19 protein-coding genes are annotated in these 26,544 nt (G+C 69.8%); 6 read left to right on the plus strand and 13 right to left on the minus strand.

Features of this window, described 5'->3' with window-relative positions:
• Positions 1-17: 17 nt before the first annotated feature.
• From OHT57_RS44980 to OHT57_RS44990, 3 genes are all read right to left on the minus strand, one after another.
• On the minus strand, positions 18-2,852 hold the full coding sequence (locus OHT57_RS44980; protein ID WP_328752762.1) for a hypothetical protein: 2,835 nt from the start codon (positions 2,850-2,852) through the stop codon (positions 18-20).
• 38 nt (positions 2,853-2,890) lie between these two features.
• Positions 2,891-6,127, minus strand: a complete 3,237-nt coding sequence (locus tag OHT57_RS44985) for an ABC transporter permease (RefSeq protein ID WP_328752763.1) — start codon at positions 6,125-6,127, stop codon at positions 2,891-2,893.
• A 612-nt stretch (positions 6,128-6,739) separates the two neighbouring features.
• The gene (locus OHT57_RS44990) at positions 6,740-7,942 is read right to left on the minus strand and encodes a serine hydrolase domain-containing protein (protein ID WP_328752764.1); all 1,203 of its coding nucleotides are present in this window, start codon (positions 7,940-7,942) and stop codon (positions 6,740-6,742) included.
• A 468-nt stretch (positions 7,943-8,410) separates the two neighbouring features.
• On the opposite strand from OHT57_RS44990, the gene OHT57_RS44995 reads away from it, so the two are divergent.
• Both OHT57_RS44995 and OHT57_RS45005 read left to right on the plus strand, forming a co-directional pair.
• A complete protein-coding gene (locus tag OHT57_RS44995) occupies positions 8,411-9,307 on the plus strand; it encodes an aminoglycoside phosphotransferase family protein (RefSeq protein ID WP_328752765.1) in 897 nt (298 codons plus the stop codon).
• A gap of 720 nt (positions 9,308-10,027) precedes the next feature.
• Entirely contained in the window at positions 10,028-10,351 is a 324-nt protein-coding gene (locus OHT57_RS45005) for a hypothetical protein (protein WP_328752766.1), read from the plus strand.
• 234 nt (positions 10,352-10,585) lie between these two features.
• Here the strand turns inward: OHT57_RS45005 and OHT57_RS45010 are convergent, their stop codons facing one another.
• Together OHT57_RS45010 and OHT57_RS45015 are read right to left on the minus strand one after the other, a co-directional pair.
• Positions 10,586-10,951 (minus strand): hypothetical protein, encoded by a 366-nt coding sequence (locus OHT57_RS45010; protein ID WP_328752767.1) that lies wholly within the window; start codon positions 10,949-10,951, stop codon positions 10,586-10,588.
• A gap of 270 nt (positions 10,952-11,221) precedes the next feature.
• A complete protein-coding gene (locus OHT57_RS45015; RefSeq protein ID WP_443053562.1) occupies positions 11,222-12,262 on the minus strand; it encodes a spore photoproduct lyase family protein in 1,041 nt (346 codons plus the stop codon).
• 488 nt (positions 12,263-12,750) lie between these two features.
• Here OHT57_RS45015 and OHT57_RS45020 point away from each other — a divergent pair, with 488 nt between their 5' ends.
• Together OHT57_RS45020 and pntB are read left to right on the plus strand one after the other, a co-directional pair.
• A complete protein-coding gene (locus OHT57_RS45020) occupies positions 12,751-14,307 on the plus strand; it encodes a Re/Si-specific NAD(P)(+) transhydrogenase subunit alpha (RefSeq protein ID WP_328752768.1) in 1,557 nt (518 codons plus the stop codon).
• Between the two features lie 6 nt (positions 14,308-14,313).
• Complete coding sequence (gene pntB / locus OHT57_RS45025) at positions 14,314-15,780, plus strand: Re/Si-specific NAD(P)(+) transhydrogenase subunit beta (RefSeq protein WP_328752769.1); 1,467 nt, start codon at positions 14,314-14,316, stop codon at positions 15,778-15,780.
• A 220-nt stretch (positions 15,781-16,000) separates the two neighbouring features.
• Here pntB and OHT57_RS45030 read toward each other — a convergent pair whose 3' ends face one another.
• The 4 genes from OHT57_RS45030 to OHT57_RS45045 all read right to left on the minus strand — a co-directional run bounded on the left by OHT57_RS45030 (position 16,001) and on the right by OHT57_RS45045 (position 19,308).
• Complete coding sequence (locus OHT57_RS45030; RefSeq protein ID WP_328752770.1) at positions 16,001-16,756, minus strand: NPP1 family protein; 756 nt, start codon at positions 16,754-16,756, stop codon at positions 16,001-16,003.
• 13 nt (positions 16,757-16,769) lie between these two features.
• Positions 16,770-17,885, minus strand: a complete 1,116-nt coding sequence (locus tag OHT57_RS45035; RefSeq protein WP_328752771.1) for a glycoside hydrolase family 19 protein — start codon at positions 17,883-17,885, stop codon at positions 16,770-16,772.
• A 65-nt stretch (positions 17,886-17,950) separates the two neighbouring features.
• Entirely contained in the window at positions 17,951-18,076 is a 126-nt protein-coding gene (locus tag OHT57_RS45040; protein ID WP_328752772.1) for a hypothetical protein, read from the minus strand.
• An 884-nt stretch (positions 18,077-18,960) separates the two neighbouring features.
• Positions 18,961-19,308 carry an Rrf2 family transcriptional regulator gene (locus OHT57_RS45045; RefSeq protein WP_328752773.1) on the minus strand — a complete coding sequence of 116 codons (348 nt, stop codon included), beginning with the start codon at positions 19,306-19,308 and terminating at the stop codon, positions 18,961-18,963.
• Between the two features lie 348 nt (positions 19,309-19,656).
• Here OHT57_RS45045 and OHT57_RS45050 point away from each other — a divergent pair, with 348 nt between their 5' ends.
• A complete protein-coding gene (locus tag OHT57_RS45050) occupies positions 19,657-20,934 on the plus strand; it encodes an MFS transporter (RefSeq protein WP_328752774.1) in 1,278 nt (425 codons plus the stop codon).
• 354 nt (positions 20,935-21,288) lie between these two features.
• Here the strand turns inward: OHT57_RS45050 and OHT57_RS45055 are convergent, their stop codons facing one another.
• Together OHT57_RS45055 and OHT57_RS45060 are read right to left on the minus strand one after the other, a co-directional pair.
• On the minus strand, positions 21,289-21,912 hold the full coding sequence (locus tag OHT57_RS45055) for an NADPH-dependent F420 reductase (protein WP_328752775.1): 624 nt from the start codon (positions 21,910-21,912) through the stop codon (positions 21,289-21,291).
• A 627-nt stretch (positions 21,913-22,539) separates the two neighbouring features.
• On the minus strand, positions 22,540-23,274 hold the full coding sequence (locus tag OHT57_RS45060; RefSeq protein WP_328752776.1) for an SDR family NAD(P)-dependent oxidoreductase: 735 nt from the start codon (positions 23,272-23,274) through the stop codon (positions 22,540-22,542).
• A gap of 138 nt (positions 23,275-23,412) precedes the next feature.
• On the opposite strand from OHT57_RS45060, the gene OHT57_RS45065 reads away from it, so the two are divergent.
• Positions 23,413-24,033, plus strand: coding sequence for a TetR/AcrR family transcriptional regulator (locus OHT57_RS45065; RefSeq protein WP_328752777.1), 621 nt, complete (start codon positions 23,413-23,415; stop codon positions 24,031-24,033).
• Between the two features lie 466 nt (positions 24,034-24,499).
• Here the strand turns inward: OHT57_RS45065 and OHT57_RS45070 are convergent, their stop codons facing one another.
• Positions 24,500-25,339, minus strand: a complete 840-nt coding sequence (locus OHT57_RS45070; protein ID WP_328752778.1) for a helix-turn-helix transcriptional regulator — start codon at positions 25,337-25,339, stop codon at positions 24,500-24,502.
• A 390-nt stretch (positions 25,340-25,729) separates the two neighbouring features.
• Positions 25,730-26,479, minus strand: coding sequence for an SDR family oxidoreductase (locus OHT57_RS45075; protein WP_328752779.1), 750 nt, complete (start codon positions 26,477-26,479; stop codon positions 25,730-25,732).
• Between the last annotated feature and the right edge of the window lie 65 nt (positions 26,480-26,544).

Raw genomic sequence — 26,544 nt, forward strand, 5'->3', positions numbered from 1 at the left:
CACCGCGTGCCGAGCCTTCACGCGAGACGTAGTACGCCTGCCAGTGCGCGTCGGCGGGCGAGGAGGGTTTCGGTGACTGTGGCGGCCAGGATCAGCGCGGTCACGCCGGCGACGAGGGCGACGGTGAGCGAGTAGTCGGTGTGCAGCGCAGGCTGGGCCGGGCCGCCGGTGAACTGCTGCAGGTCCAGTGTCCGTGCCATGAGCCGCGGTTCGAGCAGCCCGAGCAGCGTTCCGCCCACCGCTGAGGCGACCGCCAGCGGCAGCAGTTGCAGCAGGTGCAGCGCCCCGGCTTCTTTGCCGCCGAGTCCGAGCGTGCGCAGGAACGAGGTGGTGCGGCTGCGCTCGTGGAAGGTGAGGGCCAGTTCCAGGATGAGCGCGAGCAGGCCTGACAGGGCGGCGAGGATCGAGCTGGTGGTGTAGATCGTGCCGAGTCCCCGCGTCAGACCGTCCGTGCGCAGAGAGTTCAGCGTCTCGGAGCGGACGCGGATGCGGGCCGTCGGCCCGAGTGTCCTGGCCGCCGCCGACCGCAGGGCTGCGGGTTCGGCGGTGGCGGGCCCGTCGGCCTTGAGGAGCAGGACGGTGCTTCCCGAGGACTGCCGGGGGATCAGATGCTCGGCTCTGGCGGTGGTGATCAGCATGGGCGTGCCGGCCGCGATCTGCGCTGTGACCGGCCCGAGGAGGGGGTCGCGCAGTTCCGCGGCGGTGAGGGTGCCGACCGGCTTGAAGATCAGGTCTTTCGGGGGCTGCCCGTTGGGCACGACCGTGGTGGTGAAGCCGCCGGTGCGCTCGCTCGTCCGCAGGCCGGGCGAGAGGAAGGACGGCAGGGGGTCGTTCGTGCCTGCCCGGGTTTCCGTCGGGGTGGACAGCCGGGCCAGCAGGGCGCCGGCCAGTGGCGACTTCGGGGCGACGGCGATCAGCTGCCGGGGATCCACGGTGATCACGGCGACCGGGGAGATCACCGTGCCGTCGGCCTGTCCTGCCAGTTGGAGGGTGTACTGATGCTGGAGGGCGGTCCGGATTCCGGCGGTGCCGGTCCCCGGTGCGGAGGGTGCGGTCCCGGCCGTGGTCGCGCTCGCGTCGGCGCCGCTGGTCCAGGCCGCACCCGTGGCCAACCCGTCGTCGATGGTCCGTTGCACCAGGCCGCCGAACACAGCGGTCCCCAGAGTCAGGACCAGGACGAACAGGGCCAGCCCGGTCGCCGGGGCGTCGTGGGCGGCCCGGGCCGCCCCGATGAAGGCCACGGTTCCCCGGCCGCGCCGGGTCAGCCGCAGCACCGGGCGCAGCACGAGCGGGTAGACCCGCAGCAGGATGAGTACGACGGTCAGCGCCACCAGCACCGGTACCGCGCCCAGAATCCCGTCGGGCCCCTGGGTGCGCAGCGCGACCACGCCCGCCGCCGTCGTGACCAGTACCGTCAGCTCCAGGACCACACGGCGGCGGACGGTGATGTTCCGGCGTGAGCGCCGTAGCCGGCCGGGTCTGCGCGGCTCGCGGACCGCGAGCCAGGTCATCAGTGGCACCGTCAGTGCCACCACCGTGGCGGCGAGGGCGGCGGTCATCGGTTGCGGTGATCCGGAGGTGCCGGTGGGAGCGAGGGCCCCTCCGGCCGCCCAGCCCAGCAGCGCGGCGATCAGTACCACCGGCCAGGCGACGGCGCAGCGCAGCAGGACCAGTCTCGCGGTGGAGGCGCCCCGGGCGCGCTGCAAGCGCAGGTGTGTCTGCCTGCGGCGCAACAGCAGCCGGACCGCGACGGTGACGGTGGCGAGCGCGACCGCGGCCAGGGCGTCGACGGCGAACGTCGCCAGTTCCCTGGCCTGTTGGTCCTGGGCCGTGAAGGCGGCGAGCAGGGGAGTCAGGGAGTCGGTCACCAGCAGGGACCCGGTGGCCTGGCCGCCGATGTGGCAGCTGATGTCGCTGGTGATCGGGTCGACTCCCTGACACAGGGCGTCGCTGAGGTCCGCGCTGTAGTGGGACAGTGGCCCGGTCAGAGCACGGGCCCGGTCGAGTGCCGCCCCGGACAGGTCGGCGCGCAGATGCCAGGTCACCCGTGGGCCGCTCACTCCGGCGCCGGCCAGCAGGTCGGCGGCGTCGAGGCCGACGAGACCGTGGACGGCGAGCATGGTGCCTGCGGAGTGCTCAGCCGGGTAGCGTGCCGGCTGGTCCAGCGTCTCCCGGCCGGTCCAGAAGCCGTCGGACTCGGTCGTGGCGCGGAAGATGCCGCTCACCTGCAACTGCGCCCGGGGCGGGGCGTTTTGCACCCCGAGCGTCTTGGCGAACTCAAGGGTCAGCCGGCTGCCGGCTCGGACACCGAGCGCTTGCGCGTTGGCCTGCGACAACCCGATCTGGGGCACGCTGCCCAGCGGCGTCCGGTCGGCCGGCGCGTGGCCGCTGACGTAGTGCAGGTGGTCCCGCGCCGACGGAAGGTAGCCGGCCGTCAGCTGGGTGCTGGTGTCGGCCGGCCCCGGCGGCCGAGGTGAGATCAGGGACGCCTGGCCGTAGTCGTAGCTGCCGCCCGTGATGGTCACCTTTTGCGCGGCGGGGCCGCTCAACTGCTCGGTGAGGGTACGGCCGGCGTTGAGCAGGGTGGCCGTGTCCACGGAGGGCGGCACGGTGTCGAAGACCTCGGGTGTGGTGCTCAGGGCGATCTGGGGCGCTTGGGCCTGCGCGGCGTCGACACGCTGCCTCAGTGCCCGGTCCTCCTGGCCGCCCGCGAAGGCGGGGACCCAGGCGCAGAGCGCCGCCAGCATCAGGACCACCACCGCCAGGCAGGCCAGCAGCGGCAGGTCGCCGCGGGTCTCCTTGCGTATCAGGCGCCGTGTCACCGCCGCACCGGAGCCCACGGGCCGTGTCACCGTCCTCCGCCCCTTCCGGTCGTTTCCGGCCACCCGGCTCAACGGTCCTCCCCTGCCCGCAGCACACGTACCAGGTCCACCCGGGCCAACAGGCGGGCCAGGGCCAGCACCACCGCACTGATCGCCAGAGCGGTCGCCACCGCGGTGAGCGCCACGACGCCCCAGGGCACGACCTGCGGCAGCGGAGGATAGGGGGCCTGTCCGCTGTCGTCCACGGTGACCAATGGCAGCACCGCCAAGGCCAGGGCCATGCCCATGAGCGCTCCCGGGACCACCGCGAACAGCGCCAGACTCAACTGCTCGGCACCCAGCAGCGTGGACAGGCTTGCGGCACGGACGCCGACCGCCCGCAGCAGGGCGAACTCCCTGCGGCGCTGACGGGTGGAGACCACCGCGTGCACGGTGAAGGCGATGACCGCGAAGCCGGGGGCCAGATACCGGACCAGTTCCAGCACCCGGCGCAGCCCGCTGCGGAACGGGTCGTCCCGCAGGGCCGCGGCGGTGCGTGCCGTGGTGGTGACGGAGCCCAGCGCGGGGTGCGCTTCGGCGGCGGCGGCCGTACGCGCGCCGGCGGTGCTGCCGAGCCACCAGAACGCGGGATCCTCCGGGTCGGCCCCGGCCCGCGTGATGGCGGTGGCGAGTTGACGCTGGTCGGCGATCAGATGCCCCTGCCCGCGGCCCAGTCCGGGCAACGAGTCGACTCGGCCCACAATCATGGCGGTGACCCGAGCGCCGCCCAGCTCCAGCTCGGTGGTGCTGCCCACGGTCAGGCGCGCGTCGCTCAGCGCCGAGGCGTCGGCGCGCACCGGCAGTGGCGCCGGAACGCCGGCCGGGCCCGCCAGGAGGCGCACCCGGGTGCCGGGCAGGGTGTCGTAGTCGTCGGCGGCCAGGCCGCCGAAGGCGTCGTCGGTGGCCTGGGAGGCCCGGATGCCGGTGCTGACAGTGGTCTTGAGGACCTCGGAGCCGCCGGAAACGACCGAGCACACACCGGGTGTGCCGAGAGCGTAGGCGCCGGTCAACTCTCCTTTGCACGCCCCTGCGGTGGAGTCCGTCGGGTTGTCCGTGCCGTTGGTCCACACCTGCCCACCGGGCAGCCGGGTGGCCCAGGTGTCTGTTGTGCCGCGCGCGCCCACCCGGATCAGTTCCAGGTCCAGCCGCGCGGGACGCACCTTCGGCTGCGGCAGCACGCTGACGGCGGTCACGGTCAGCGGATACTCCCGTGAGTGGCCGCCACTGAGTGCCACGTCGAGTGGGACCACGACGGTGTGCCTGCGTCCGTCGGCGGCGGGCAGGCGGGCCGCCACCGTGCTGACGAGGCCGGACGCGTCCTGCACGGTCAGTTCCAGACCCGGCGCCGAGGGAGTGCCGTCGCTGCTCAGCCGCTCGTCCAGCAGCAGCGCGGTCGGGCGCCCGGGGAGCCGTATCCCAAGGGCGACCGGTGACGGGGTGTGGGGAGCGGGCCCGCCGATCGTGCCGACCAGGTCTTCGTTGGCGCCGCCGGGCAGGGTCACCAGCGACTGCGTCACCGGTGTCACGGTCGTCACCCCGGGCAGCGCGCGATAGGCGGCCCCGAGTACGGACGCGGGGTAACTGTCGGCTGCGGATGGGGAAATCCGCACGTCCGCGCCGACGGCGAAGGCTGCCTCCTCGGATGCCAGGGCCTTCAGAGAGGCCAGCTGGGTGGTGGCGAAAGCGCTCACCGACACGGCCAGGCACATCAGCACCACCGGTCCAGCGTTGCGCGCGGCCTGTCGGCTCAACTGCCAGCCGGCCAGCGCGAGGACGAGGCCCCGGCTGCGGCGGCCGAACGCGTCCAGCAGGAGAGAGGTCAGCGGAAGCAGTCGTAACAGCAGGAGCGCGGCGGCCCCGGCCACCAGGGCGGGCACCAGGACCAGCACCGGGTCCGCGGAGGCGCTGCCGGTGCCCAGGCCGGCGATCAACGAGTGATGCCGCCGCAGTTCCAGATACCCCAGCATCGCGATGGCCAGCAATGCCAGGTCGGCGCCCAACTGCTGCGCGGCGGCGGCCCGTGAGCCGCGGGTCGGCCGTGACCGCGCCGACGGCACCACGGGCAGCAGCACCGCCGCAGCGTGCACCAGCAGGGTCAGACCCACCGCCGCCCACGCGCCGGTGCCCCGGCTGCCGGGGTGCAGCAGCCCGGCCAGGAAGGGCGCGGCGACGGCCGCCGGGACGCCGGTGAGCGCCCACTCGGCCAGTGCGCCGCGCAGCAACCGCAGGGTGCCGGCGCCTCTGGCACGTTGGAGGGCCAGCTCACCCTGCCGGCGCACCGTCAACTGACGAGCAGCCAGCACCAGGGTGGCCAGGGCGAGGGCCGCCAGCATCACGCTCGGCAGATACAGCGAGGACCGGGCCGCCACCATCGGCACCACCAGGTCGTCGACCGCGCCCGGCAGTCCGGAGTTCACCGTCAGGTCGTCCAGCGACGGCTGCCGCCCGCGGAACACCGACACACGGCTCTGGCTGCCGGACAGAGCGCGCAGTCGGTCCCGCAACCCGGGGAGGCCTGCCGCGTCGATACGGGAGAAGTCGGGCTGCACACTCCAGTGGGCCGTCAAGTGCCCGTTCAGGACGGCACTGCCGTTGAGAGCCGACGCCGACACCACCAGCAGGCGTTGGTCGGCGGTCTGCCCCTTGCTCAGGTCGCCGGCCATCGCGGGCCAGAACCCGACGGCACCACTTGCCCGGAAGACGCCGGTGATCCGCAGGGTCATGGCCCGCCCGAAAGCGTCCTGTACCTGAAGGCTGGCACCAGGTTTGACGGCCAGACGCCTGGCCAGCGCAACGGGCACCGCCGCGTCGACCGGAGCGGTGGACCCGGTGGCGACCCGGACATCGGGCAGTGAGGTGAACGCGCCGGCCGGGGCGTCGGCCGTGTCGGCAGGCCACTGCCCGGCGACCAACTGCCCGAACCTGCCCCCGTCCTGCACCGCTACCGGGTGCAGCCCGCTCCCCCCGGGACCGCGCGGCGGGCCGGCACCGTCGACCCCCGACACGGAGACCGGCGACGTGCCCAGCAGCCCCACATACGTCCGCTGCGGCACCCCGGCGAACACCCGCTCGGCGGCGGCCCGCACATCTCGATCGGCGGCGGCCATTCCTCCGGCCCGGAGGGACGCGTTGACGTTCACCTGCGCGCCGAGGTCGGCAGTCAGCCGTCGTACGGCACCCTCCTGCACCGAACTCCCCGCCACCGCCGCGAGCGCGGCCAGTGCCGTCGCACACAGCAGCACGGTCACCGCGACAGCGGCCAGCACCAGCCCATGCTGCGTGGCACGCCTGGCAACGACGGGAAGATGCTGCCGAGTCGGGCGCTCAGCCCCCGGGCGTCGCCGCGGCGAAGACCTGAAGGCCGTGGCGACCACATGAACCCCCGCGGAATCGAACATGTGACGGTGACGGCGCGTCACAGTCCTACCAGGCATCCGTCAACGGCACAAGAATTGCTGATCTCTTGCAGACGGGCACGAGCACGAGTGGGTTGGTACGTGGGAGCCGCCACCGCGCTTCGCGAGGTCCGGCACCTCATATGCACGGGGTGAAGCGGCGGCCGCTGAGCGGGCGCCGAAACGTGGTGGCCGTTGGCAGGATCACCGAGGGTGAGCTGCGACTGGCGCCTGATCTCGCTGGGCTGCCCGTGCGGGGTGGTGACCCGCGAGCACGGCCTTGCCTTCTCCGAAGTCTGGCTTCTCCTACCGGACATGTGACCAGCCGCCGTGGCCGACCACCCGCACAACGCTGGACCGTAGAAGGTCAACTGGTTCGACTGGCGGTGCCACCACCGAGCCGCCACACACCAGCCGTTCCCGGAGACAAGCGGGCGGCCCGTACACGAGGACCACGGTCTACGGCTGGTGTGCGGACGTGTCCTACTGCGTGGGAGCCGCCCGGTCGTAGACGTTGTCCGGCGTCACGATCTCCGTGATCGCCCGCGCGAGCAGGGAGGACGGCTCCTGGCCCTGGTAGGCGATATCGGTGTTGATCATCAGTACCAGGGTGGCCTTCTTCGAGGGCAGGTAGACGGTCACGGTCTGGTAGCCGGGGATGGAGCCGTTGTGCCCGATCCAGCCGCCGCTCTTGAAGATGCCGAGGCCGTAGCTCGTGCCCGGGTGACCGGTGGGCAGCATCTTCAGCCGCTGCGCCTGGGTCTGTGGCCGCAGCAGTGTGCCGGTGGCGACGATCCTCGCCCAGCGATGCAGGTCGTGCAGGTCGGAGATCATTCCTCCGGCCGCCCAGGACCAGCTGGGGTTCCAGTCCGTACTGTCGGCGACCGCACCGCTCAGCGTCTGGTTGGTGTAGCCGCGCGGGTGCGGCTGCGGAAATTCGGAGCCGTCGGGGAGCAGCGTGTGCGAGAGACGGCCGGGACGCAGCACCCGCTTCTCGAGGAAGTCGGTGAGGCGGTGCCCGCTGACCTTCTCGACCACGAGACCGAGCAGAGTGAGGTTGGTGTTGGAGTACTGGAACTGCGTGCCCGGCGCGAAGGTGTTCTTGTGCTTGAAGCCGTACGCCAGTACCTGCTGCGGGGTGAACGACCGCTTCGGATCGCTCAGCAGATCGTGCTGGAAGTCCGCGTCGTCCGTGTACGGAAAGAGACCGCTGCGCATCTCGGCGAGATGACGCAGCGTGATCCGGGATCCGTTGGGCACATGGCGGACGTAGGCGGAGATCGGGTCGTCGAGTCCGAGCCGGCCGTCATCGACGAGTTCGAGCAGCGCGGTGACCGTGAACGTCTTGGTCTCGCTGCCGATCCGGACGAAGACATCCGTGTTCATGGGCTCGCCGGTGGCTTTGTCGGCGATGCCGGTCGCGCGGACATAGCTGCCCTTGCCCGGCATCCACAGGCCGGCGACGACACCGGGAACTCCGGTTTGCCGACGTACCGTTTCGATGGCCTTGTCCAGCCGCGAGGCGAGCGCATGGTCGAGTTCATGCGGGGGACAGTCGTCATCGGCGGACTGGCGGGTCGTGAAGGTCTGGGCAGCGGTGGCCGGGGTTGCTGCCGTCGAAGCCAACACGGACGCCGCGAGCAGCGCGGCGGCCAGGACACGGCGGGCGGGGATACGACGTCTCATGTCGGAGTGCCTCTTCCGGGTTCGGGGCGGGGCAGCCACGTCACCATCCGTGCCGATGGCGCGAGCGCTTCGCGTGATCGCCCTGGCCGGAGTCCACCCGTTCAGCGCGCCGTGCGTCGCTCCGACGCACCAGCGGGGCTCGGTCTGGTCGGTGTCGGTTCCGGCGTGCTGCGGTGACAGGTGGGGCAGGCGTCGGTCCAGACCACGACGGGGCTGTCAGGGTGTCCGCCGCAGCCGCAGCCGCAGCCGCAGGCCCGTGATGGTCGCTCCCGCCTGGGGCGGAGGCGTCTGCGTGACGGCCTTTTCCATTGCCGCGAGCAGCCGGCGGCGTTTCTTTGACGCCCCTTTGGCGGGACCCGCTCGCCGACTCCGCGTGGACGTCGTGGAGACGGAACACGGTCCGGTCCGTCCCGCGGCTGCCGTAGCCGGCCCGGACCGGGACCGCACGCTCGAGTACGGTGACTCGGCATGACCGACACCGAGATCGAGATCACGGCAGACCTGGTGCGCGACCTGCTGGAGGAGCAACATCCAGACCTTGCGGGGCTGGCCATCCGTGAGGTGGCGGGCGGCTGGGGCAACCAAATGTGGCGTCTCGGGGACGAGTTGGCCGTACGGATGCAGCGCATGGACCCCACCCCGGAGCTCCAGCTCAAGGAACGGCGGTGGCTGCCCGTGCTGGCCCCGCGCCTGCCGCTCCCGGTGCCGAGCCCGGTGCGGCTCGGTGAACCGTCCGAGCGTTTCCCCAAGCACTGGACCGTGATGACGTGGGTTCCCGGCGAGCCGCTGGACCACGGCTCGATCAGCCGCGGCGCCCACGCCGCCGACACCCTGGCGGGCTTCCTCCGAGCGCTTCACGTGGAGGCGCCCACCGAGGCGCCGACCAGTTCGGACTTCGGCGTTCACCCCAAGAAGTGCACGGAGGGCTTCGACCACTTCTTCCACGCCGTGGTCCCCGACGGCATTGCCGACGAGGTCCGGGCCGTCTGGGACGATGCCGTCGCGGCCGCCGAGTGGGAGGGCCCGCCTGTTTGGGTGCACGGCGACCTCCATCCCGCGAACGTCGTCGTCTCGGACGGAACGCTCGCGGGCATCGTCGACTTCGGGGCCCTGTTCGCCGGCGATCCGGCGTGGGACCTCGCCGCCGCATGGGTGCTGCTGCCCGCGGGCACGGCCGCACGGTTCTTCGACATGTACGGCCCTGTGGACGAGGCTGCGATGCGGCGCGCCCGCGGGCTGGCGGCGATGAAGTGCCTTTTCCTGATGCTGATGGGGCAGAACGGAGATCGGGGTCTTCCCGGCGGCAAGCCGCACTGGGGACCAGCGGGCCGGGCGGCACTTGACCGCGTTCTCAAGGGTGTCTGACACGCGCTTGCGTGCCTACGGAGCAGTACGGACGACAGGGTCTGCAAGCACACGTCCTTGAACGGCTGGGCTCCCGTCGTCCCTTGCCGAAGTCGCTGACGGGGTCCCTGCGCTGGAGCCCCCTGGTAGCCGGCGGGTTGCGCCCTTGACCTCGCGGTGGACTCTCATCCGAGACACGCTGAAATTGGTGTCCCCGTGGGCCCGCTTGCGCGGTGCCGGGTGGAACGGGGCGAAGACGATTGACGCGTCCGGCAGCGACGGATCAGACAGCTTTCGGTGGTCGTCAGGCAGGGCCTGTGGCCGCGCTCCCAGCTCCGCGAACTGCTCTTCGAGGAGCCGCAGATGCGCCATCCGTACGTGCCGCTCGCCATGGGCAGATCGCCGACGGCATCGCCGCCCAAGCGTTCCTTGCTCGGCCGTGCGGGCGATCGACACCGCCGGGCCGTGGGACGGCTCGGACGGGGTGGGGAGGCCGGTGGGGCGGGCGTCGGAACACGTGGCCGGTGACAGACCATCAGTACCTTCCGCAAGGCATGGGTGTGAAGCAGGGAGCTGGACCAGGCACACCGTGTGGTCACGCTTCCGGACCACCTGTTCACGCTCTCCTGTTTGCGGCAGGGCACTGATGAACTCGTCGCTCACGTACGAGAAGGGGGAAAGGGCATGCGTCATCGTCCTGTGCAACGGTTCGCTGTGTTGTGTGCGTCCGCCGCTCTGTTCATGGGGGCCGGCCTGGCGGTCGGAACGGCGGCTCACGCGTCAGCCTCAACGCTCACGGGTTGTAGGCATCCGTACGTCTGTGTCTACGACGCCAACCAGGTCAAGGTGGGCAACTACAAGGACGTCACACGCTACTGGCAGACCTTCAGTCGTGCCGACGTCGCCTACGCCTACAACGCTCGGCACGATGGTGTTGCGTACTTCCTCTACAGCGGCGGCTACACCAGCTGCGTGGAACCGGGGCGTCAGGCCCCTCTGCGGATCCAGGGCTACGGCAATGTGACCGGTATCCGTATCGACACCAGTTCGAACTGTTACCGCTGACCCGCTTGGGGCTTTCGCGGACAGACGGTGTGCCGCCGGCTCCGATCGTGAGCCGGCGAGGTGCGGGAACCCGCAGTTTGGACAGGCCCCGCCATTGCCCGAGCGTGTGCCCGGGCAATGGCGGGGCCGTGCCCGACGACGGAGCGATCTGGGTCGTCCGGGTAGCCTCCCGCCGAGCCGGCTTCCCGAAAGGCCACCACTGCTGCGGCGAGAGTGATTGTCAAGAGATGTGTGTCATGTGACCTTTGACCAGGTGGCCGGGGATGCTAGCCGGGACGCCCCCGTGAAGACGACCAGAGCGACTGTTGTGCCGCCTGCCGTCGCCAATGTGTCTGCCGCGATCCGGTCCAAGTGCGACCGTGCCAGGTCAGTCAGAACGAAGACAACGACCGAGCCCGCGCAGGCGGCTGCAGCGGCCGCGGCCCAGTACCGGTGCCGGTTCCAGAACCAGTTCGCCAGGATCACCACGACCGGGAAGGCGACATGAAACCCCGTTCCGTCGAGGAGACTGAGAATGCCCCACGCCACTGCGCAGACCATCCAGCTGAGCATCAGGATCTGACCGGTTTCACGCCAGTGAACTCCTCGCCGTTCGCCCATCGAGCCCTCCGCCTCCCGCTTCCCGTGTCTCCAGGCGCATAGGAGCCCATGGGGTCGATTGGCGTCAAGGTCAGGTGGATCAATCAGGCAGAGAGGCCTTCGGGGCGTTCGACGAGCCGACCGGACCTATCGATTGATTGCTCGGGAAGGTATGTCCTCCCCGAGCCGGTCCTCCCCGAGCCGATCCACGGGTCTTGAGCATTGCTCCTGCTGCGAAGGCCCGTTGAGGCCGCTCCCGCCCGGCTTCGAACCAGCGGCGCGGCCGGCAGGTCAGAAGGCGTAGCGCACACGGAGCCAGGGCGCGTGGGTGGTCATGAGCCCGCGCAGGGTGTGCACGGCGTCCGCTTTGATGTGATCGCGGTAGCGGACGTTGTGCGCTCCGTTCTGTGAGAGCTTGCCTTGTTGCAGGTCGGGCTGCCACAGGACGTCCTCGGCGCGTGGATGCCAGCCGAGGTTGACCTGATGCAGGTCCTCGTTGTGGGTGAGCGTGATGATCTCTGCGGCGGCCTGGCACTTCACCCGGTGGGGCAGGACGTCGTCGAGGTGGCGCAGGAGGTCGGCCCAGTCGTCCTGCCAGCCGGGCCGCAGGACGACGGGGGAGAGGTTGAAGTGGACCTCGTAGCCCGCGTCCACGAAGTCGGCCGCGGCGGCGATGCGGTCGGCCATCGGAGAGGTGCGCAGGTCCAGCAGCCTTGAGTCGGTCGCGGGCATGAGTGACAAACGGATCCGGGTCCGGCCGCGGGGGTCCAGCGTCAGCAGATCGGGGTTGACGAACTTGGTGGCGAAGGACGCCTTCGCGGTGGGCCACCGGCGGAAGGCGGTGATCAGGTCCGCGGTGTTGTCGCAGATGAGCGCGTCAACCGAGCAGTCGGCGTTCTCCCCGATGTCGTACACCCAGGCGTCCTCGTCACACTGGTTGGGTTCCCTTTTACGGCCCTGGCGCGCGATGTGGCGTCCGAGGTGGACGATGATCTGGTCGACGTTGGTGAAGACGGTGATCGGGTTGGCGTATCCCTTGCGGCGGGGCACATAGCAGTAGGCGCAGGCCATCGCGCACCCGTTGGAGGGTCCGGGAGCGATGTAGTCGGCGGAGCGTCCGTTGGGCCGTGTGGTCAGGGTCTTGCGCTCGCCGAGGACCAGGGTCTCGCCCTTGACGCGGACCCAGCGCTCGACGTTGTCCTGGTTTCCGTGCAGGCCCGGGATACGCCAGTGGGAGTCCACCTCGATGACCTGCGCGGTGGGGAAACGCGCCAGGATCTCGCGGCCACGGGGAGATGCGGCGGCTGTGGGCTCGGCGTAGACGGTGCGCACCGGCAGCATGGTCCGGGCCGCGGGGGAGTCGCGGAAGGGGGAGGCAGCCCGGGATGGGCTGTCGACGGGTAAGGCTGCTGCTGGCCTGGTCAGTGCGTCGAGGTCGAACAGTGTGTCTGAGCCCTCTCCGGGTTCCGCGAAGGGGGACGTCACGTGAGCTTCCCTCCACCTCCGATACGGCAATTCGTCACGATTGTACGGAGTGCGGGGCAGGCTCTGACCGGAAACCCACTGAGGGCGGTCGGCGCGACGCGACTGTTCGCGGGTCTCCAAATCGGTCGGCCCGGTCACCGCGGTTGGGCACGGCAGGCCCGCTCCGCGGCGACTGACGTCTTCCGTTCATAGCGCAAGGTGAATCAGATCACCGTCGGTTGCCGTTGGCCGGTACTCGACCGACGGGTTACGTTCCAGCGATCACGGGGCAGGACGTCGTAACTCCCAGAGTGCAGATCTCCCTTTCGCACCTCCTTTGACGAGAGATACAGGACATGTCTGCTCAAGAACGCGCACACCATCCTCCTCGCCGCGTCGGCGTCGTGGCCGAGTCCGTCTCCGGAGAGACGCGGGTCGCGGCGACCCCGGCTACGGCACGGCTGCTGCTGGGCCTCGGCTACGAGGTCGTCGTCGAGTCGGGGGCCGGCGAGGCCTCCGGCTTTGACGACCAGGCGTACGCCGATGTCGGCGCCGGGATCGCCGAGGCCTGGGACGCGGACGTCGTCCTGAAGGTGAACGCTCCCACCGAGGCGGAGATCCGCCGGTTGCGCAGGGGCGCGGTCGTGGTCGCCCTGCTGGCCCCGGCGCAGAATCCCGAGTTGCTCCGGGCGCTCGCCGATGCCGGGGTGACGGCGCTGGCGCTCGACGCGGTGCCGCGCATCTCGCGGGCCCAGTCGATGGACGTGCTGTCGTCGATGGCGAACATCGCCGGCTATCGCGCGGTCATCGAGGCCGCGCACGTCTTCGGACGGTTCTTCACCGGTCAGGTCACCGCGGCGGGCAAGGTGCCGCCGGCGAAGGTGCTGGTGGCCGGCGCAGGCGTGGCCGGTCTCGCGGCGATCGGCGCCGCCTCCAGCCTCGGGGCGATCGTGCGCGCCACCGACCCTCGTCCGGAGGTCGCGGACCAGGTGAAGTCGCTGGGCGGCGAGTACCTGCCGGTGAACGCCGCCCAGGAGGTGAGCACCGACGGCTATGCCAAGGCGACCTCCGCCGACTACGATCGCGCCGCCGCCGAGCTCTACCACGCGCAGGCCGGGGACGTGGACATCGTCATCACCACCGCGCTGATCCCGGGGCGCCCCGCGCCGCGTCTGCTGACGGCTGAGGACGTGGCCGTCATGAAGCCGGGAAGCGTCATCGTCGACATGGCCGCCGCGATGGGCGGCAACGTCGAGGGCACCGTGCCGGGCCGGATCGTGGTGACCGACAACGGCGTGACCCTCATCGGCTACACCGATCTGGCCTCCCGGCTCCCGGCCCAGGCCTCGCAGCTGTTCGGCACGAACCTGGTGAACGTGCTGAAACTGCTGACCCCTGGCAAGGACGGGCAGCTGACGATCGACTTCGACGACGTCGTGCAGCGGGCGGTGACCGTGGTGCGCGACGGCGACGTCACCTGGCCGCCGCCCCCCGTCGCGGTCTCTGCTGCTCCTGCCGCACAGCCCGCGGCCGCACGCGCGACGCCAGCACCGAAACAGCCGACACTGACGCCTGCCCTGCGCTTCGGCCTCATCGGGCTCGGGATGCTTGCGATGTTCCTGCTGGTGGCCTTCGCTCCGGCCCAACTCGCGGGCAACTTCACCGTGTTCGCACTGGCCGTGGTGATCGGCTACTACGTCATCGGAAAGGTGCACCACGCGCTGCACACCCCGCTGATGTCGGTGACCAACGCGATCTCCGGGATCGTCGTGATCGGCGCCCTGCTGCAGATCGGGCACGAGAGCTGGATCGTCACCACGTTGTCCTTCGTGGCGATCCTGCTGACGAGCGTCAACATCTTCGGAGGTTTCGCCGTCACCCGCCGCATGCTGTCCATGTTCTCGAAAGGCTGAGCCGAGATGACCTCCCTGACAGCCTCCCACGCGGCCGACCTGGTCGCCGCCCTGCTGTTCATCCTCAGCCTGGCCGGTCTGTCCCAGCACCGCACCTCCCGAGCCGGCGTCGTCTACGGCATCGCAGGCATGGGGCTCGCCCTGGTGGCCACCGTGGTGGTCGCATCACAGAGCATCTCTGTCGGAGCGGTCGCGCTGATCGTGCTGGCGATGACGCTCGGCGCGGCGATGGGCCTGTGGCGGGCCCGGCGCGTCGAGATGACGCAGATGCCCGAACTCATCGCCGTCCTGCACAGCTTCGTCGGCCTGGCCGCGGTGTTGGTGGGCTGGAACAGCTACCTGGAGGTGGAGTCCCACGGTTCGGCGCAGGACACGATCGGTGCCGACCTGCTGGGCATCCACCACGCCGAGGTGTTCATCGGCATCTTCATCGGCGCGGTCACCTTCACCGGCTCGATCGTCGCGTTCCTGAAGCTGTCGGCGCGCATCAAGTCCCGGCCGTTGATGCTGCCGGGCAAGAACGCCCTGAACGTCGGGGCGCTCGTGGCCTTCGTCGCGCTGACCGTGTGGTTCACGATCAGCCCGAACCTGCCCCTGATGATCGCGGTGACCGCGCTGGCCATGGCGCTCGGCTGGCACCTGGTCGCCTCCATCGGCGGCGGCGACATGCCCGTCGTCGTCTCCATGCTGAACAGCTACTCGGGCTGGGCGGCGGCAGCGGCCGGCTTCCTTCTCGACAACAACTTGCTCATCGTCACCGGCGCGCTGGTGGGCTCCTCCGGTGCCTACCTGTCGTACATGATGTGCAAGGCGATGAACCGGTCCTTCCTGTCCGTCATCGCGGGCGGTTTCGGCATCGAGGCGCCGTCCGGCGGCGCGGAGGAGCAGGGGGAGCACCGTGAGGTGCGGGCGGCGGAGGTGGCCGAGATGCTCGCTCAGGCCCGCTCCGTGATCATCGCCCCGGGTTACGGCATGGCCGTCGCCCAGGCCCAGCATCCCGTCGCGGAGCTGACCCGGCAGTTGCGGGGGCGGGGCGTGGAGGTTCGCTTCGGCGTCCATCCTGTCGCCGGGCGCCTGCCCGGTCACATGAACGTGCTGCTGGCCGAGGCGAAGGTGCCCTACGACATCGTCCTGGAGATGGACGAGATCAACGACGACTTCGCGGGCACCTCGGTCGTGCTGGTCATCGGCGCGAACGACACCGTCAACCCGTCCGCGACCGAGGACCCGGCGAGCCCGATCGCCGGGATGCCGGTGCTGCGGGTCTGGGAAGCAGAGCAGGTTGTCGTCTTCAAACGCTCCATGGCCTCCGGTTATGCGGGTGTGCAGAACCCTCTCTTCTTCCGGGAGAACAGCAGCATGCTGTTCGGCGACGCCAAACAGAGCGTGGAGGAAATCCTGCAGGCGCTGGGTGCCGACAGCCGGCGTGGCGCGGCGCCGATGGAGCAGCAGACGACCGTGTCCAGTCACTGACGGGTGGGTTCCTTCGCGTGCGCTGTGGCGCGGAGGTACCGATCCGGTCTGCGAGACCCGGCGCTCCAGGGCCGGCCCCTGACGGACGTCCCGAGAGGGGGCGTGGCCTCGTCCGCGACGGCGAACCAGGGGCCGAACTAGCCGACCGCACCGGGAGGGACGGTGAGCGGCTTTCGCGAGCCGTTCCCCGTCCCTCCCGTGCTTGGCCGACCGTCCGGCGTCACGCGTACGGATCGAAGCCGATCCCGGACGGCTTGGAGTGTGCGAGTGCGTACGAGAAGTCGCCGTCGTCGATCTTCAGCGTGGCAGAGCCGAAGTCGGCGGCCACGAGCTTGTCGCGGTACCCGGCGGGATAGCCGTTCCAGCCGACCAGCCGCGGGAAGAACCAGCCGCCGGTGGCGTTCTCCGGCGCCTCGTCGTTACCGCTCGCGAACCGGAAGCAGTGGGTCGAGACGCCGTCCTTGTGGTAGACGATCTTCGGATGGGTGCCGTCGAACCGCACCGCTGAGCGCGCGGCCACCTGGTAGCCCGAGTGCTGGGACACCGACACGTACTGGACCAGGTTGTCGGAGACCCACACCACGACGTGCTCCCAGTCGTGGGTGTGCCCGATGGCCGCGGGACCCAGCGTGGCCTGGTCCTTCTCGAAGTAGCTGGCGTACATCACGGCACACCAGCCGTTGTTGCACTTCGCCCGTGAGTACGTGTTGGCGTTGGCCAGTTGGGCGTAGTCGTGGCACTTGCCGTTGACGTCGCCGCCGAGCTTGAGGCCGGGGTTGAGCGTGCCGTCGGCCCCGATGGCGGCGGTCGCGTAGCAGCCGTCGCCGTCGTAGTCGTAGGCGGGGGAGTAGGTCTGCTCCAGGCTGTCGGCGTTCTGGGGGAGCAGGGTCAGGACGTTCGCGTGGGCGGTCGCGGGGATCGCCACGACGAGCGCCAGTGCGCCCAGAACCGTGGCCAGGGACTTCAACGTGCGCATGATGTCCTCCTGTTCAGCAGTAGAGGTTGCCGCCGGGGCTCACCCCGAGGATCGACGTGAACCGGTTGTAGGCGTCGACGCGGCTCTGCACCTGGGCCGGGTTGCGGCCGTCGCACTCCAGGGAGCCGTTGATGGAGCGGATCGTCTGGCCGAAGCCGGCCTGGTTGACCATGGCGTTGTGCGGGGTCATGGTGCCGGGGCCGGACTGGGTGTTCCAGTACCACAGGCCGGTCTTCCAGGCCACGGCCGAGTCGTTCTGCACCAGCCAGGGGTTGTTGAGCAGGTCGATCCCCAACGCGTCGCCCGCTGCCTTGTAGTTGAAGTTCCACGACAGCTGGATGGGGCCGCGACCGTAGTAGGCGGCCTGCCCGGCCGGGCAGCCGTAGGGCTGGTTCCAGTCGCAGTACGTCGGGTAGTTGGCGGTGTTCTGCTCGACGACGTACACCAAACCGCCGGTCTCGTGGTTGACGTTGGCGAGGAAGGCCGCCGCCTCCTGCTTCCTGACCGTGTCGCTGCCCGTGGTGGCGAAGCCGGGGTAGGCGCTCAGCGCCGCGACCAGGCCGCTGTAGGTGTAGAAGGAGTTCCGGTTCGGGAACATCTGGTTGAACTGCGCCTCGCTGACGACGAATCCGGAGGGCGTGCTTCCGCCTCCGCTCGCGGGCGCGTTCCACTTCTGGTTGGCGGTTCCGGCGCAGGTCCAGATCTGCAGCCGGGTGCCGTTGGCGCTGTTGTTGTCCCGGACGTCCAGGCACTTGTCGGCGGCCGGGTTGACGATGTCGCGCGCGGCGGAGACCACCCACTGCTGGTTGGTGCCGCCGGAGCAGTCCCACAGCTGTACGGCCGCCCCGTCGGCGGTGCTGCGGTCGGCGACGTCCAGACACTTGCCGAGCGCCCGCAGGGTCCCGTCACCTGAGTTGGACCAGATCTGCGCACCGGTGCCGTTGCAGTCGTAGAGCTGTACGGCCGTGCCGTTGGCGGTGCTCGCGCCCGCCACGTCGACGCACTTGCCGGCGAAGCCGGTGATGGTGCCGGAGGCGGCGTGTGCGGGTGTCACCGCGAGCAGTGCGGTGAGCACGGCCGCGAGGACGGCGAAGACCGCGAAGCGACCTGCGCGGAGGGATGCGGACATGGGTGAGCACGCTCCTTGAGGGAATGGGTGGGCCCGGGAGGCCTCGGTCGATGACGGACGGAGGGTTACGGGTAGCCGGCCAGATTGGCCACGTTGGTCGCGGAGTTGGAGGGCCCGCCTGTGCCGTTGACGACGTGCCGGATGGTGCCGGTGCCGCCGAGGGAGACCGTCACCATGCTCGTGAAGCGCACGCCCCCACGCGTACTGCTGCACGACGGTGCCGTTGGCGGTGGCGGCCGACATGGCGTCCAGACAGCGCCCGATTGCCGCGTTCATGACAGTCAAGAAGTCGGTGGGCAGCGCTGTGGCGGCGTGGGCGGGGGTGGGTAGGGACGTCAGGACAGATGCGGCGGCCGCCGTGACAGCCAGGGCGGCGCCGGATCTGCGGAGGCGCGTGGGGGTGGGCATGCGCAGAACCCTTCGTGGGGGCGAGGTGTCTGGCTGACCTGTGAACCTAAAGGTCTGGACCAATTAGGTCAAGAGGTGAAGTAAGGTTTGAGTTAAGGGAGTTGGTGCGCGAGAGTGCGATGCGGATGTCGCGTCGGGCGAGGAGTTCGGCGGATTGGCCGGCGCACCGGTTCAGGTCGGTGCGATGCCGAGGGATCTTCGCTGCCTGGATCACGTGCGGGAATTCCAGGTCAGGGCTGGTGACCGTCAGTGTGCGCACCGAGCGTGTCTCGTACCGCCCGTGGCTGGCGTCACGGCCCTGGCGGCGGGTGTTCGCCTCGGCAGAACAGGCGGCGGAGGCCTGGCGGCACATCAAGGATCCGGTTACGCAGGGCGACTTCGCAGGACTCGTTGTACCGGAGCCTCGTTGCTTGTGTGACGGTCGCCCGGCGCATCGTCACGCTGCGGTGACCGGGAACTTCTCACGAGAACCGCAACTTTGAATCAGCCCTGACACCGCAGGTGTCTTGAGGTCCGATCACCAAGTCCGCGTCGCATGAAAGCGCCGACCTGCAGGGATCTCGTGGGCGTTCGGCTACTGCGCCGAAGGCGCGCACTGTTCAGGACTGGCCGGGATCGAGGCGCTCTTGGCTCGGGAGCGGCCGACGTCGATGGATGACGAGCTGATCTAGGACTCCGTCGCAGCGGCCGCAGCGATCGCGGCGACTGCGTCGCGGACGAGGTCTTCGAGCGTCACGCGGTCGAGTTCGTCTTCGACGGCGCGCGCTGTGCGGCGCTCGAGGTCGGCGAGTGAGGAGTGCACCGACCGGCCGACGAGGCAGTCGGGGGCCGCGGCGTGCAGGGCGAGCACCGGATCGTTTCCCTGGATGGCCCGCCACACGTCGCCGAGGGTGATGTCGGCCGGGGCACGGGTGAGTGTCCAGCCGCCGTGCGGCCCCACGCCGTTGCTGCTGGTCGACGGCGGCCTGGCCGCCAGGATCCTGGGACCGTTCACCGGCGAGGGCGAGCTGGTCATCGGTGACACCGTGGCCTCCGGGGATGCGCTGCGCGCCGGTACGGCCCAGCCGGAGACCGACGGCGTCAGGCCCGCCGCTTCGTGGCCCGAACGGTCGTGACCGGCGGGACGCGCACCCCGCACCGTAAGGAGAAAGGCCGGATCCGTTCGATTCCGCGCGCGGTTCCTCTACGCTCAAGGAGGTCATCAACTACCGCATGGCATCTGCCCGGTGACGTAGTCGGCGTGGGGTGCGCGTCCCCGCTCCACGCCACCACTGGACGGCTTCAGGCGCAGCCACGGGTCGGCACATCCGGACGCCGACGACCTCGTGTGGCGCGTCCCGCCGGGCGGCGAAAGGGATGCGTCGTGCCTTCGGCTTCGGCGAACTACCGCACGCTGCTGCGCACTTCGGGTGCCGCGGCCTTTTTCCTTCCGGCCGTAGTAGGGCGTCTGGGCATCGCCATGACGGGGATCGGCATCGTCTGGCTGGTGCACGCGCGCACCGGGTCGTATGCCGCCGCGGGTCTCGTCACCGGCGCCTTCGCTGTCGCGGACGCCGTCGCCGGGCCCCAGATCGGGCGCCTCGTCGACCGGTTCGGGCAGGCGAGGGTGCTTTACTGCGCGCTGGTCGCACATGCCGGAGCCGTGGCACTGCTACTGGTCGGCGCCGTTCCGGACCTTGTCGCCGGAGCACTCGTCGGGGCAACGCTGCCCCAGCTCGGCGCCCTGTCCGCTGCTCGCTGGTCCGCTCTGCTGTTGGGCGAACGGGCTGCGGCGCTGCCCACCGCCTTCGCTCTGGAGGCTCTCGCCAACGGCGTGTCCTACCTGGCCGGCCCGGCCCTGGTGAGCGTCCTCGGTGCGGCGGGCCGCCCGGGCGCCGGGGTGCTGCTCGCCGCTGCGCTCGTCGTCGGCGGTGGGCTCGCCCTCGCTGCGCAGCGCCGCACCATGCCGCCCCTGACCGGCCGTGCCGAACGCCGGCACGCCGGACGCGCCCTGTTCCGTTCCGCCTTCCTGCGGCAGGTCGCGCTCGTCCTCGCGCTCGGGGTGTTCTTCGGCGCGACGCAGGTGTCCGTCGCCGCGTACGCCGTCGGACGCGGCACGCCGGACGCGGCTGCACTGCTCTATTTCGCCGCCAACTGCACCAACGTGGTGGGTGGTTGGGCCTACGGGGCACGGCGCCACGGCGGCTCGCTCCGGCGCCACCAGGTCACAGCAGCCGCCTGCCTCACCCTCGCGAGCCTCCCGCTGACCTTCCTCGACGCGCCCCTCGCGATCGGTGCCACGCTTGCCCTGACCGGACTCGCCGTGCCGGTCCTCCTGATCCTCACCACCGTTCTCACCGAGTCGTCGGTCCCGCGCGCCGTCCTCACCCAGGCGTTCACCTGGGGCAACTCCGCAAGCGCGGCAGGAATAGCAGGTGCAGCGGCCATCGTGGGGCGGGTGGTGGACGCGGGCGATGCGCACGCCGGTTTCGGTGTGGCGGTGGCGGCCGGGGTGGCTATGACAGTCCTGTCGCTCGGCGGTCTGCGGACCTCATCACAGGACGTGCAGATGTCGCCCGCGCCCGCACACACCACGGCACCGAACCCGCCGGCCAGACGACGGGATGCGTCCACGAACCGCAAGGCACCCCGCATTCCATGACCCTCACGGGGCGCCCGGACTGGATCTTCCGTCCTCCGCGCACCGCACACCGCACTCCGCACACCGAAGCGACGAAAGCGGCTCCATCCCCGCCCTGGCCCAGCACGTCTACGAACTCCTGGCCTGAGCGGCGATCTCACTCAGGAAGAGCTGCACCCACCCTCGGCGCGGGTGGGCCAGCTATCACCCCGGGGGCGCCGGACTCTGTGAACGAGGCGCCACCCGAGTGTCCCTCAAGGGGATCCGCACCCAAGCTTCATTGCGAGGCTTCCTTGCGGCAGACCATCGTCCGCCGATGGTGACTTCTGACGTGGGCGTGCCGTTGCACAGGGCGTGGCTCGGGGGCGGTCCGGCTCAGCCGAGAAATTCGGTGGCGCCGAGGGCGAAGTCCCAGTGCCCCGTCCCGTGGCGGGCGAGGCCCACTGTGAGCAGGCCTGCTCCTTCCAGCCAGTGCGCCATCTTCAGCGCGCCGACATCCAGCGGGCGCAGCCCGAGGCTCTTGACGAACGTCGCCACACCGGCCTTGGCCTGCGCACTGTCGCCTGCCATGAAGACGTCGGGCCGGCCGTTCTCCAGGACGTTGCGGAAGACGGTGTTGAACGCCTTCACCACGCTGGAGTCGGCCGGGGCCACCTTGGCGACTTCCTGCGCGATCGAGGTCTCGCCGTGGTGGGCCAGCCCGTCGAAGTCGGCGTTGAAGGGGTTGCTGATGTCGACGATGACCTTGCCCGCGAGGGCGTCTCCATACTGGGTGACGGTCGGAACGACACTGTCGAACAACAGTGCCACGATGACGATGTCCCCGGCCGGCACGGCGCCCCACTGTCCCGCGGTGGCGCCGCCGCCGAGAGCCTTGGCCAGGTCGGCGGCCTTGGACTGGTCGCGGCCCATGACCTCGACGGTGTTGCCGCCCGCCACCGCGAGCGTGCCGATGGTGCGGGCCATGTTCCCGGTGCCGATGATGCTGATACTGCTCATGGGGTGTGCTCTCTTCCTTGCTGTCGAGCTTTCGCTTCGTCGTGTGCGTGGTCGCGAGGGCTTCGTGACGCTCCGCCCGTGGTTCCGTGGGCTGCATACCGAGTAGCTGCGCAAGGTGCCACTGCATGACGTCGGCCGACGGCAGCGGGCGCCCGTAGTTGGTCACCTCGGAGGTCTTGCCGTCTTCGCCGCGCTGGACGCAGTCCGTGCCGTCGACCGCGATGTCTCGATCTGCGGCCAGGAGAACGCGGCGCGGTGGGTCCTGCCGCTGAGCACCTCGGTGCAGGTGAGGCCGCCACCGTGCTGACGGCCTGGATGCCCGCTGTGACGACCTCGCGGTCGATGAGTGGCTCATCACCGAGCGGGCCGACCGGTTCCGCGTTCGTGGCGAGTGCACAGGTGATGCCGTCTTTGCCGGCGCCGCCGTGCATGCAGTCGATGGCGGACTCGATGGTGGCGATGTGCGGGGCGAACGTGGCCGTAGCTGCTTCTCGTCGGTAGGAGACCTGTCGTTGTGTGTGAGACGTGGTCGGCGCGCCCACCCGCGACTGCGGTCCCGCAGGGCGCGCCCGGCGGCACGGGCACCGCTGGACCCCAGGGGGTCCGGCCGGCTGCAGGCAGGTCAGGTCAGATGACGGTGGTGCCGCCGTCGGCGATCAGTTCCAGTCCGTTGACGTAGGTTGAGTCGTCGGAGGCGAGGAAGAGCGCGACGGAGGCGATCTCCTCGGGGCGGCCCATCTTTCCCCGGGGGATCAGGGATTCGAAGGCTTCCTTGGTGGCCTCGTCGAACACCTCTTCCTGCTTGGCCGTGGCGACCTGGCCCGGGGTGAGCACGTTGACGCGGATCCGGCGGTCCTTGAGCTCGTTGAGCCACACGCGGGCCCACGCCTGCTGTACGGCCTTGCTGCCGGCGTAGACGCTCCAGCCGGGGAAGCCGCGCAGGGAGGCGTTGGACCCGGTCATGAAGACCGAGGCGCCGTCGTTGAGCAGTGGCAGTGCCTTCTGCACGGTGAACAGGGTGCCGCGTGCGTTGAGCCAGAAGGCGCGGTCGAACTGTTCCTCGGTGATTTCGCCGAGCTTGCCCTGCTCGCCCATGCCGGCGCTGGCCCACAGGACGTCGATCGTGCCCTTTTCCTTCTTGACGGTCTCGTACAGACGGTCCAGGTCGTCCAGTTCGGCTGCGTCGCCGCGTACGGCGGTGACGTTGCGGCCGATCAGCTTGACGGCTTCGTCCAGCGTTTCCTGCCGCCGGCCCAGGATGAAGACGTGGGCTCCTTCGTCCACGAACAGCTGGGCTCCGGCCAGCGCCATGCCGGTTGACGCACCGGTGATCACCGCCACCTTGCCATCGAGCTTTCCCATGATCACTCCATTGAAATGCGGGTATTCGGAACAGCCGGAATGTTATGTACACCGGACTGTGTACTTAACGTACGCGGCGGTCGACCTGGATGCAAGCTAAGTACACCGGGCGTTACCTGCGTGGGTTAAGCTGCAGGTATGACGGAGATGGAGAAGGGACCCCAGGGCCTGCGCCGCGGCAGAGGCGCACGCGAGCGCATCATGCTCGCGTCACAAAAGTTGTTCCGTGATCAAGGCATCAACCACACCGGCATGGACCAGCTGTGCACGGTGGCCCAGGTATCGAAGCGCACGGCCTACCAGCACTTCACCGGCAAGGACGAACTCGTCACCGAGTACCTGCGCCACTTCGATCCCGACGTCATGCCCGGAGTCTTCGACCGCACGGACCTCACACCGCGGGAACGGCTCCTGGCGGCGTTCGACGTGCCCAAGACCGGGCCGCACAACCTCACGCCCATGTGCCCGTACATCGCGGCCTCCATCGAAATCAGCGACCCCGAACACCCCGCACGCCAATATGCGCACGACTACAAGCAAGCCATCGCCGCCCGGCTCACCGACACCGCCCGCGAAGCCGGCGCCACCGACCCCGACCAGCTCGGCGAACAACTGGCCCTGCTCCTCGACGGTGCCTCGGCCCGCACCCGGGTCCTCAACGCAGACGCCTTCCCCGCCGCCGCCGCCATCGCCGCGGTACTTATCGACAACGCCGTTCCCGCCGCAACCCGGGGAAGCGACAACGCGACGGTGGGATAGCGCGAGGGCGACCCGACTCGCGCCTTCGTTGCCGGGAATCCTGGTGCCGCTGTCCTGGACGTAGAGCTGGTCGGCGACCGGCAGCCAGCGACTGCGACCTGCGGCCGGCAGCCTGGAACCTGCTGCAAGTCCGGGACAACTGCGACCTGTTCGCTGGAGGCACAGTCGATCGCTGCCCCCTGGGCCGTACGGGTACCCCCGACGACTACGGCCCGTTTGTGACCTTCCTGGCTTTCGGCGACATGCGCTGGATCACCGGGGATGTCATCTCCGTTTCCGGAGGCATGCGTTGACGCCCTCTGCCTTCCCCTGTCGGCCGTCCCGAGGGCGCCCTGGGAGACACCTACGACCACCACCTCGACATGCCTGCGATCTGACGCACCGCCACACACGGCAGCGGCTCCAAAGGCAATCGCGGAGGACTTCCGGTGCCGACCATGAAGAGCCCCGCGCGGCGGCCAGGACGTCAGGGGGTGAGCTGCTGGTGCCCTATGACAGAGAGCAGTTCGAGTTTGCTGTGGCTCTCCGTGCCGGGGCGGGTGGTCAGCACCACCACGGTCTGGGCGCGGTTCTCGGTGTACAGGAGTTGGGCGTCGACGTCGATGCGGCCGAGTTCGGGATGGAGGACGGTCTTGCAGTCGTCGTAGCTCTGTGCGACTTCTTGAAGTTCCCACATGCGGACGAACTCGGGGCTGTGCGCCTGGAGTTCGGCGAGGATCCGGGCGGCTCGGGGAGTGTCGCTGCCGGCCGTCAGGGCGGCCCGCAGGCGTGCTGCCTGGGCGCGGCCGTGGCGTTCGTGGGATTCCTCGGGAACCATCAGACGTTCGGCGGGGTCCATGAACCAGCGGTAGTAGCCGCTGCGGGCCAGACCGGTGTGACGCATCTGGTCGCCGAGCAGGGCGACGGCCAAGGGGTTCATCGCGAGAGTGTCGAACAGATCGGTCTGCACCATCGCCGGGGAGTCGTCCAGGCGGTCCAGGACCCGCAGCAGCGTCGGGCTGACGTGTTCGGAGCGGTGGAAGCGGGCCGGGGCGTTGTGGCCGATGAGGACGAAGAGGTGGTCGCGTTCGTCGAGGGTCAGCCGCAGTGCCCGGGCAAGAGCCGAGGTGATCTCGACGGAGGGCTGCGGGGCGCGCTGCTGTTCCAGCCGGGCGTAGTAGTCGGTGGACATGCCGGCGAGCTGCGCGACCTCCTCGCGGCGCAGGCCCTGGGTACGCCTGCGCGGCCCGTCGACCAGCCCGACATCGCGGGGGCGCAAGGTCTCACGCCGGTGGCGCAGGAATTCCGCCAGTTCCTTTTTGTCCATGTCCCCATCATCGCCGCATCCCGCGGGGCTATCCAGAGACTGCCGATCCATGGCTGGGCAGTCATCTCCCACGTCTGCGCAGGCGCCCCTGCGGCCGCGCCGAGGACGCTCGCAGCAAGACGGTCAATGGTTCCTTGGGCTGCACGAACCGCTGGGTAATCGCCGCCCGCCGGTAGGGAAAGCGGCCTGAGGCGACGGTCTCCCGTCGAGGACGCCCGACGCTTCGTACCGGCCCCGGGCCTGGCCGCCCGGCCTGGCCGATGTGACGATGTTCGTCGTGCGACGGGCGCTCGCGTGCCCGTCGACGCTCAGGACGGAGCAGGTCGCTTCCAGTGCGATGACCGGGGCCGGGGCGAAGCCCGAGGACGCTTCCCTACTGTTCCGCGCCGGTCAGCTGCCGCTGATCATGGTGAGGACGTCGTCGTAGGAGCCGGTGGCCACCGCGTCGCGGATGAACCTGGCGCGCTCGACGACGATCTCCTTCGCGTCGGGCTTCTCGCGCAGCAGGTCCAGGGTCTCGGTGAGGAAGTCGTCCAAGGGCATGGCGTATTCGCTGTCCTCCTGGCCCAGCAGGGTCGTGCGCACGCCCGGCGGGACCACCTCGATCACCTGGATGCCTGCGTCGGCACCGGTGAGCTGGATGCGCAGGCTCTCGGAGAAGGAGTGCAGCGCGGCCTTGGTCGCGCTGTAGGTCGGGGTGCTCTGATACGGCACGAACGCCAGCGCGGAGGTGACGTTCACGACGACCGCGTCGTCCTTGCCCGCGAGCAGCGGCAGGAAGGCATACGTCATCCGGATCGTGCCGAGCAGATTGGTCGTGATGTGATCCTCGGCGACCTGAAGTCCGGCCGGGTCGAGGACACTCTCCAGTTGCATGATGCCCGCGTTGTTGACCAGGACGTTCAGCCCCGGGTGGCTCGCCGCCACGGTCTCACGGGCCCGGGCGATCGAGTCGCGGTCGGCGACGTCGAGGACGAGCGCGTCGATGCCCGGGTGCTCGGCCGTGATCTCGTCAAGGAGTTCCTTGCGCCGGCCGGCGACGATCACCTTGTTGCCGGCCTCGTGCAGGCGCAGGGCCAGACCGAGGCCGATGCCTGAGGTTCCGCCGGTGATCAGGATCGTGTTGCCGGTGATCTTCATGAGGGTGGTGCTCCTTCGGTACGGCGGGCCGGTGAGCGCCCGCAGCCTCGACCGTAGGGGCGCCC

The organism is Streptomyces sp. NBC_00285 (assembly GCF_036174265.1).
GTDB lineage: Bacteria > Actinomycetota > Actinomycetes > Streptomycetales > Streptomycetaceae > Streptomyces.

Bases quoted from the DNA above. Each gene is read 5' to 3' on its own strand.
- OHT57_RS44995 (WP_328752765.1), top strand. From the start codon at position 8,411: ATGACCGACACCGAGATCGAGATCACGGCAGACCTGGTGCGCGACCTG.
- OHT57_RS45035 (WP_328752771.1), bottom strand. From the start codon at position 17,885: ATGTCCGCATCCCTCCGCGCAGGTCGCTTCGCGGTCTTCGCCGTCCTC.
- OHT57_RS45055 (WP_328752775.1), bottom strand. From the start codon at position 21,912: ATGAGCAGTATCAGCATCATCGGCACCGGGAACATGGCCCGCACCATC.
- OHT57_RS45005 (WP_328752766.1), top strand. From the start codon at position 10,028: ATGGGGGCCGGCCTGGCGGTCGGAACGGCGGCTCACGCGTCAGCCTCA.
- OHT57_RS45070 (WP_328752778.1), bottom strand. From the start codon at position 25,339: ATGGACAAAAAGGAACTGGCGGAATTCCTGCGCCACCGGCGTGAGACC.
- OHT57_RS45065 (WP_328752777.1), top strand. From the start codon at position 23,413: ATGACGGAGATGGAGAAGGGACCCCAGGGCCTGCGCCGCGGCAGAGGC.
- OHT57_RS45020 (WP_328752768.1), top strand. From the start codon at position 12,751: ATGTCTGCTCAAGAACGCGCACACCATCCTCCTCGCCGCGTCGGCGTC.
- OHT57_RS45030 (WP_328752770.1), bottom strand. From the start codon at position 16,756: ATGCGCACGTTGAAGTCCCTGGCCACGGTTCTGGGCGCACTGGCGCTC.
- OHT57_RS45060 (WP_328752776.1), bottom strand. From the start codon at position 23,274: ATGGGAAAGCTCGATGGCAAGGTGGCGGTGATCACCGGTGCGTCAACC.
- pntB (WP_328752769.1), top strand. From the start codon at position 14,314: ATGACCTCCCTGACAGCCTCCCACGCGGCCGACCTGGTCGCCGCCCTG.
- OHT57_RS45075 (WP_328752779.1), bottom strand. From the start codon at position 26,479: ATGAAGATCACCGGCAACACGATCCTGATCACCGGCGGAACCTCAGGC.
- OHT57_RS44990 (WP_328752764.1), bottom strand. From the start codon at position 7,942: ATGAGACGTCGTATCCCCGCCCGCCGTGTCCTGGCCGCCGCGCTGCTC.
- OHT57_RS45010 (WP_328752767.1), bottom strand. From the start codon at position 10,951: ATGGGCGAACGGCGAGGAGTTCACTGGCGTGAAACCGGTCAGATCCTG.
- OHT57_RS45045 (WP_328752773.1), bottom strand. From the start codon at position 19,308: ATGACCAGCTCGCCCTCGCCGGTGAACGGTCCCAGGATCCTGGCGGCC.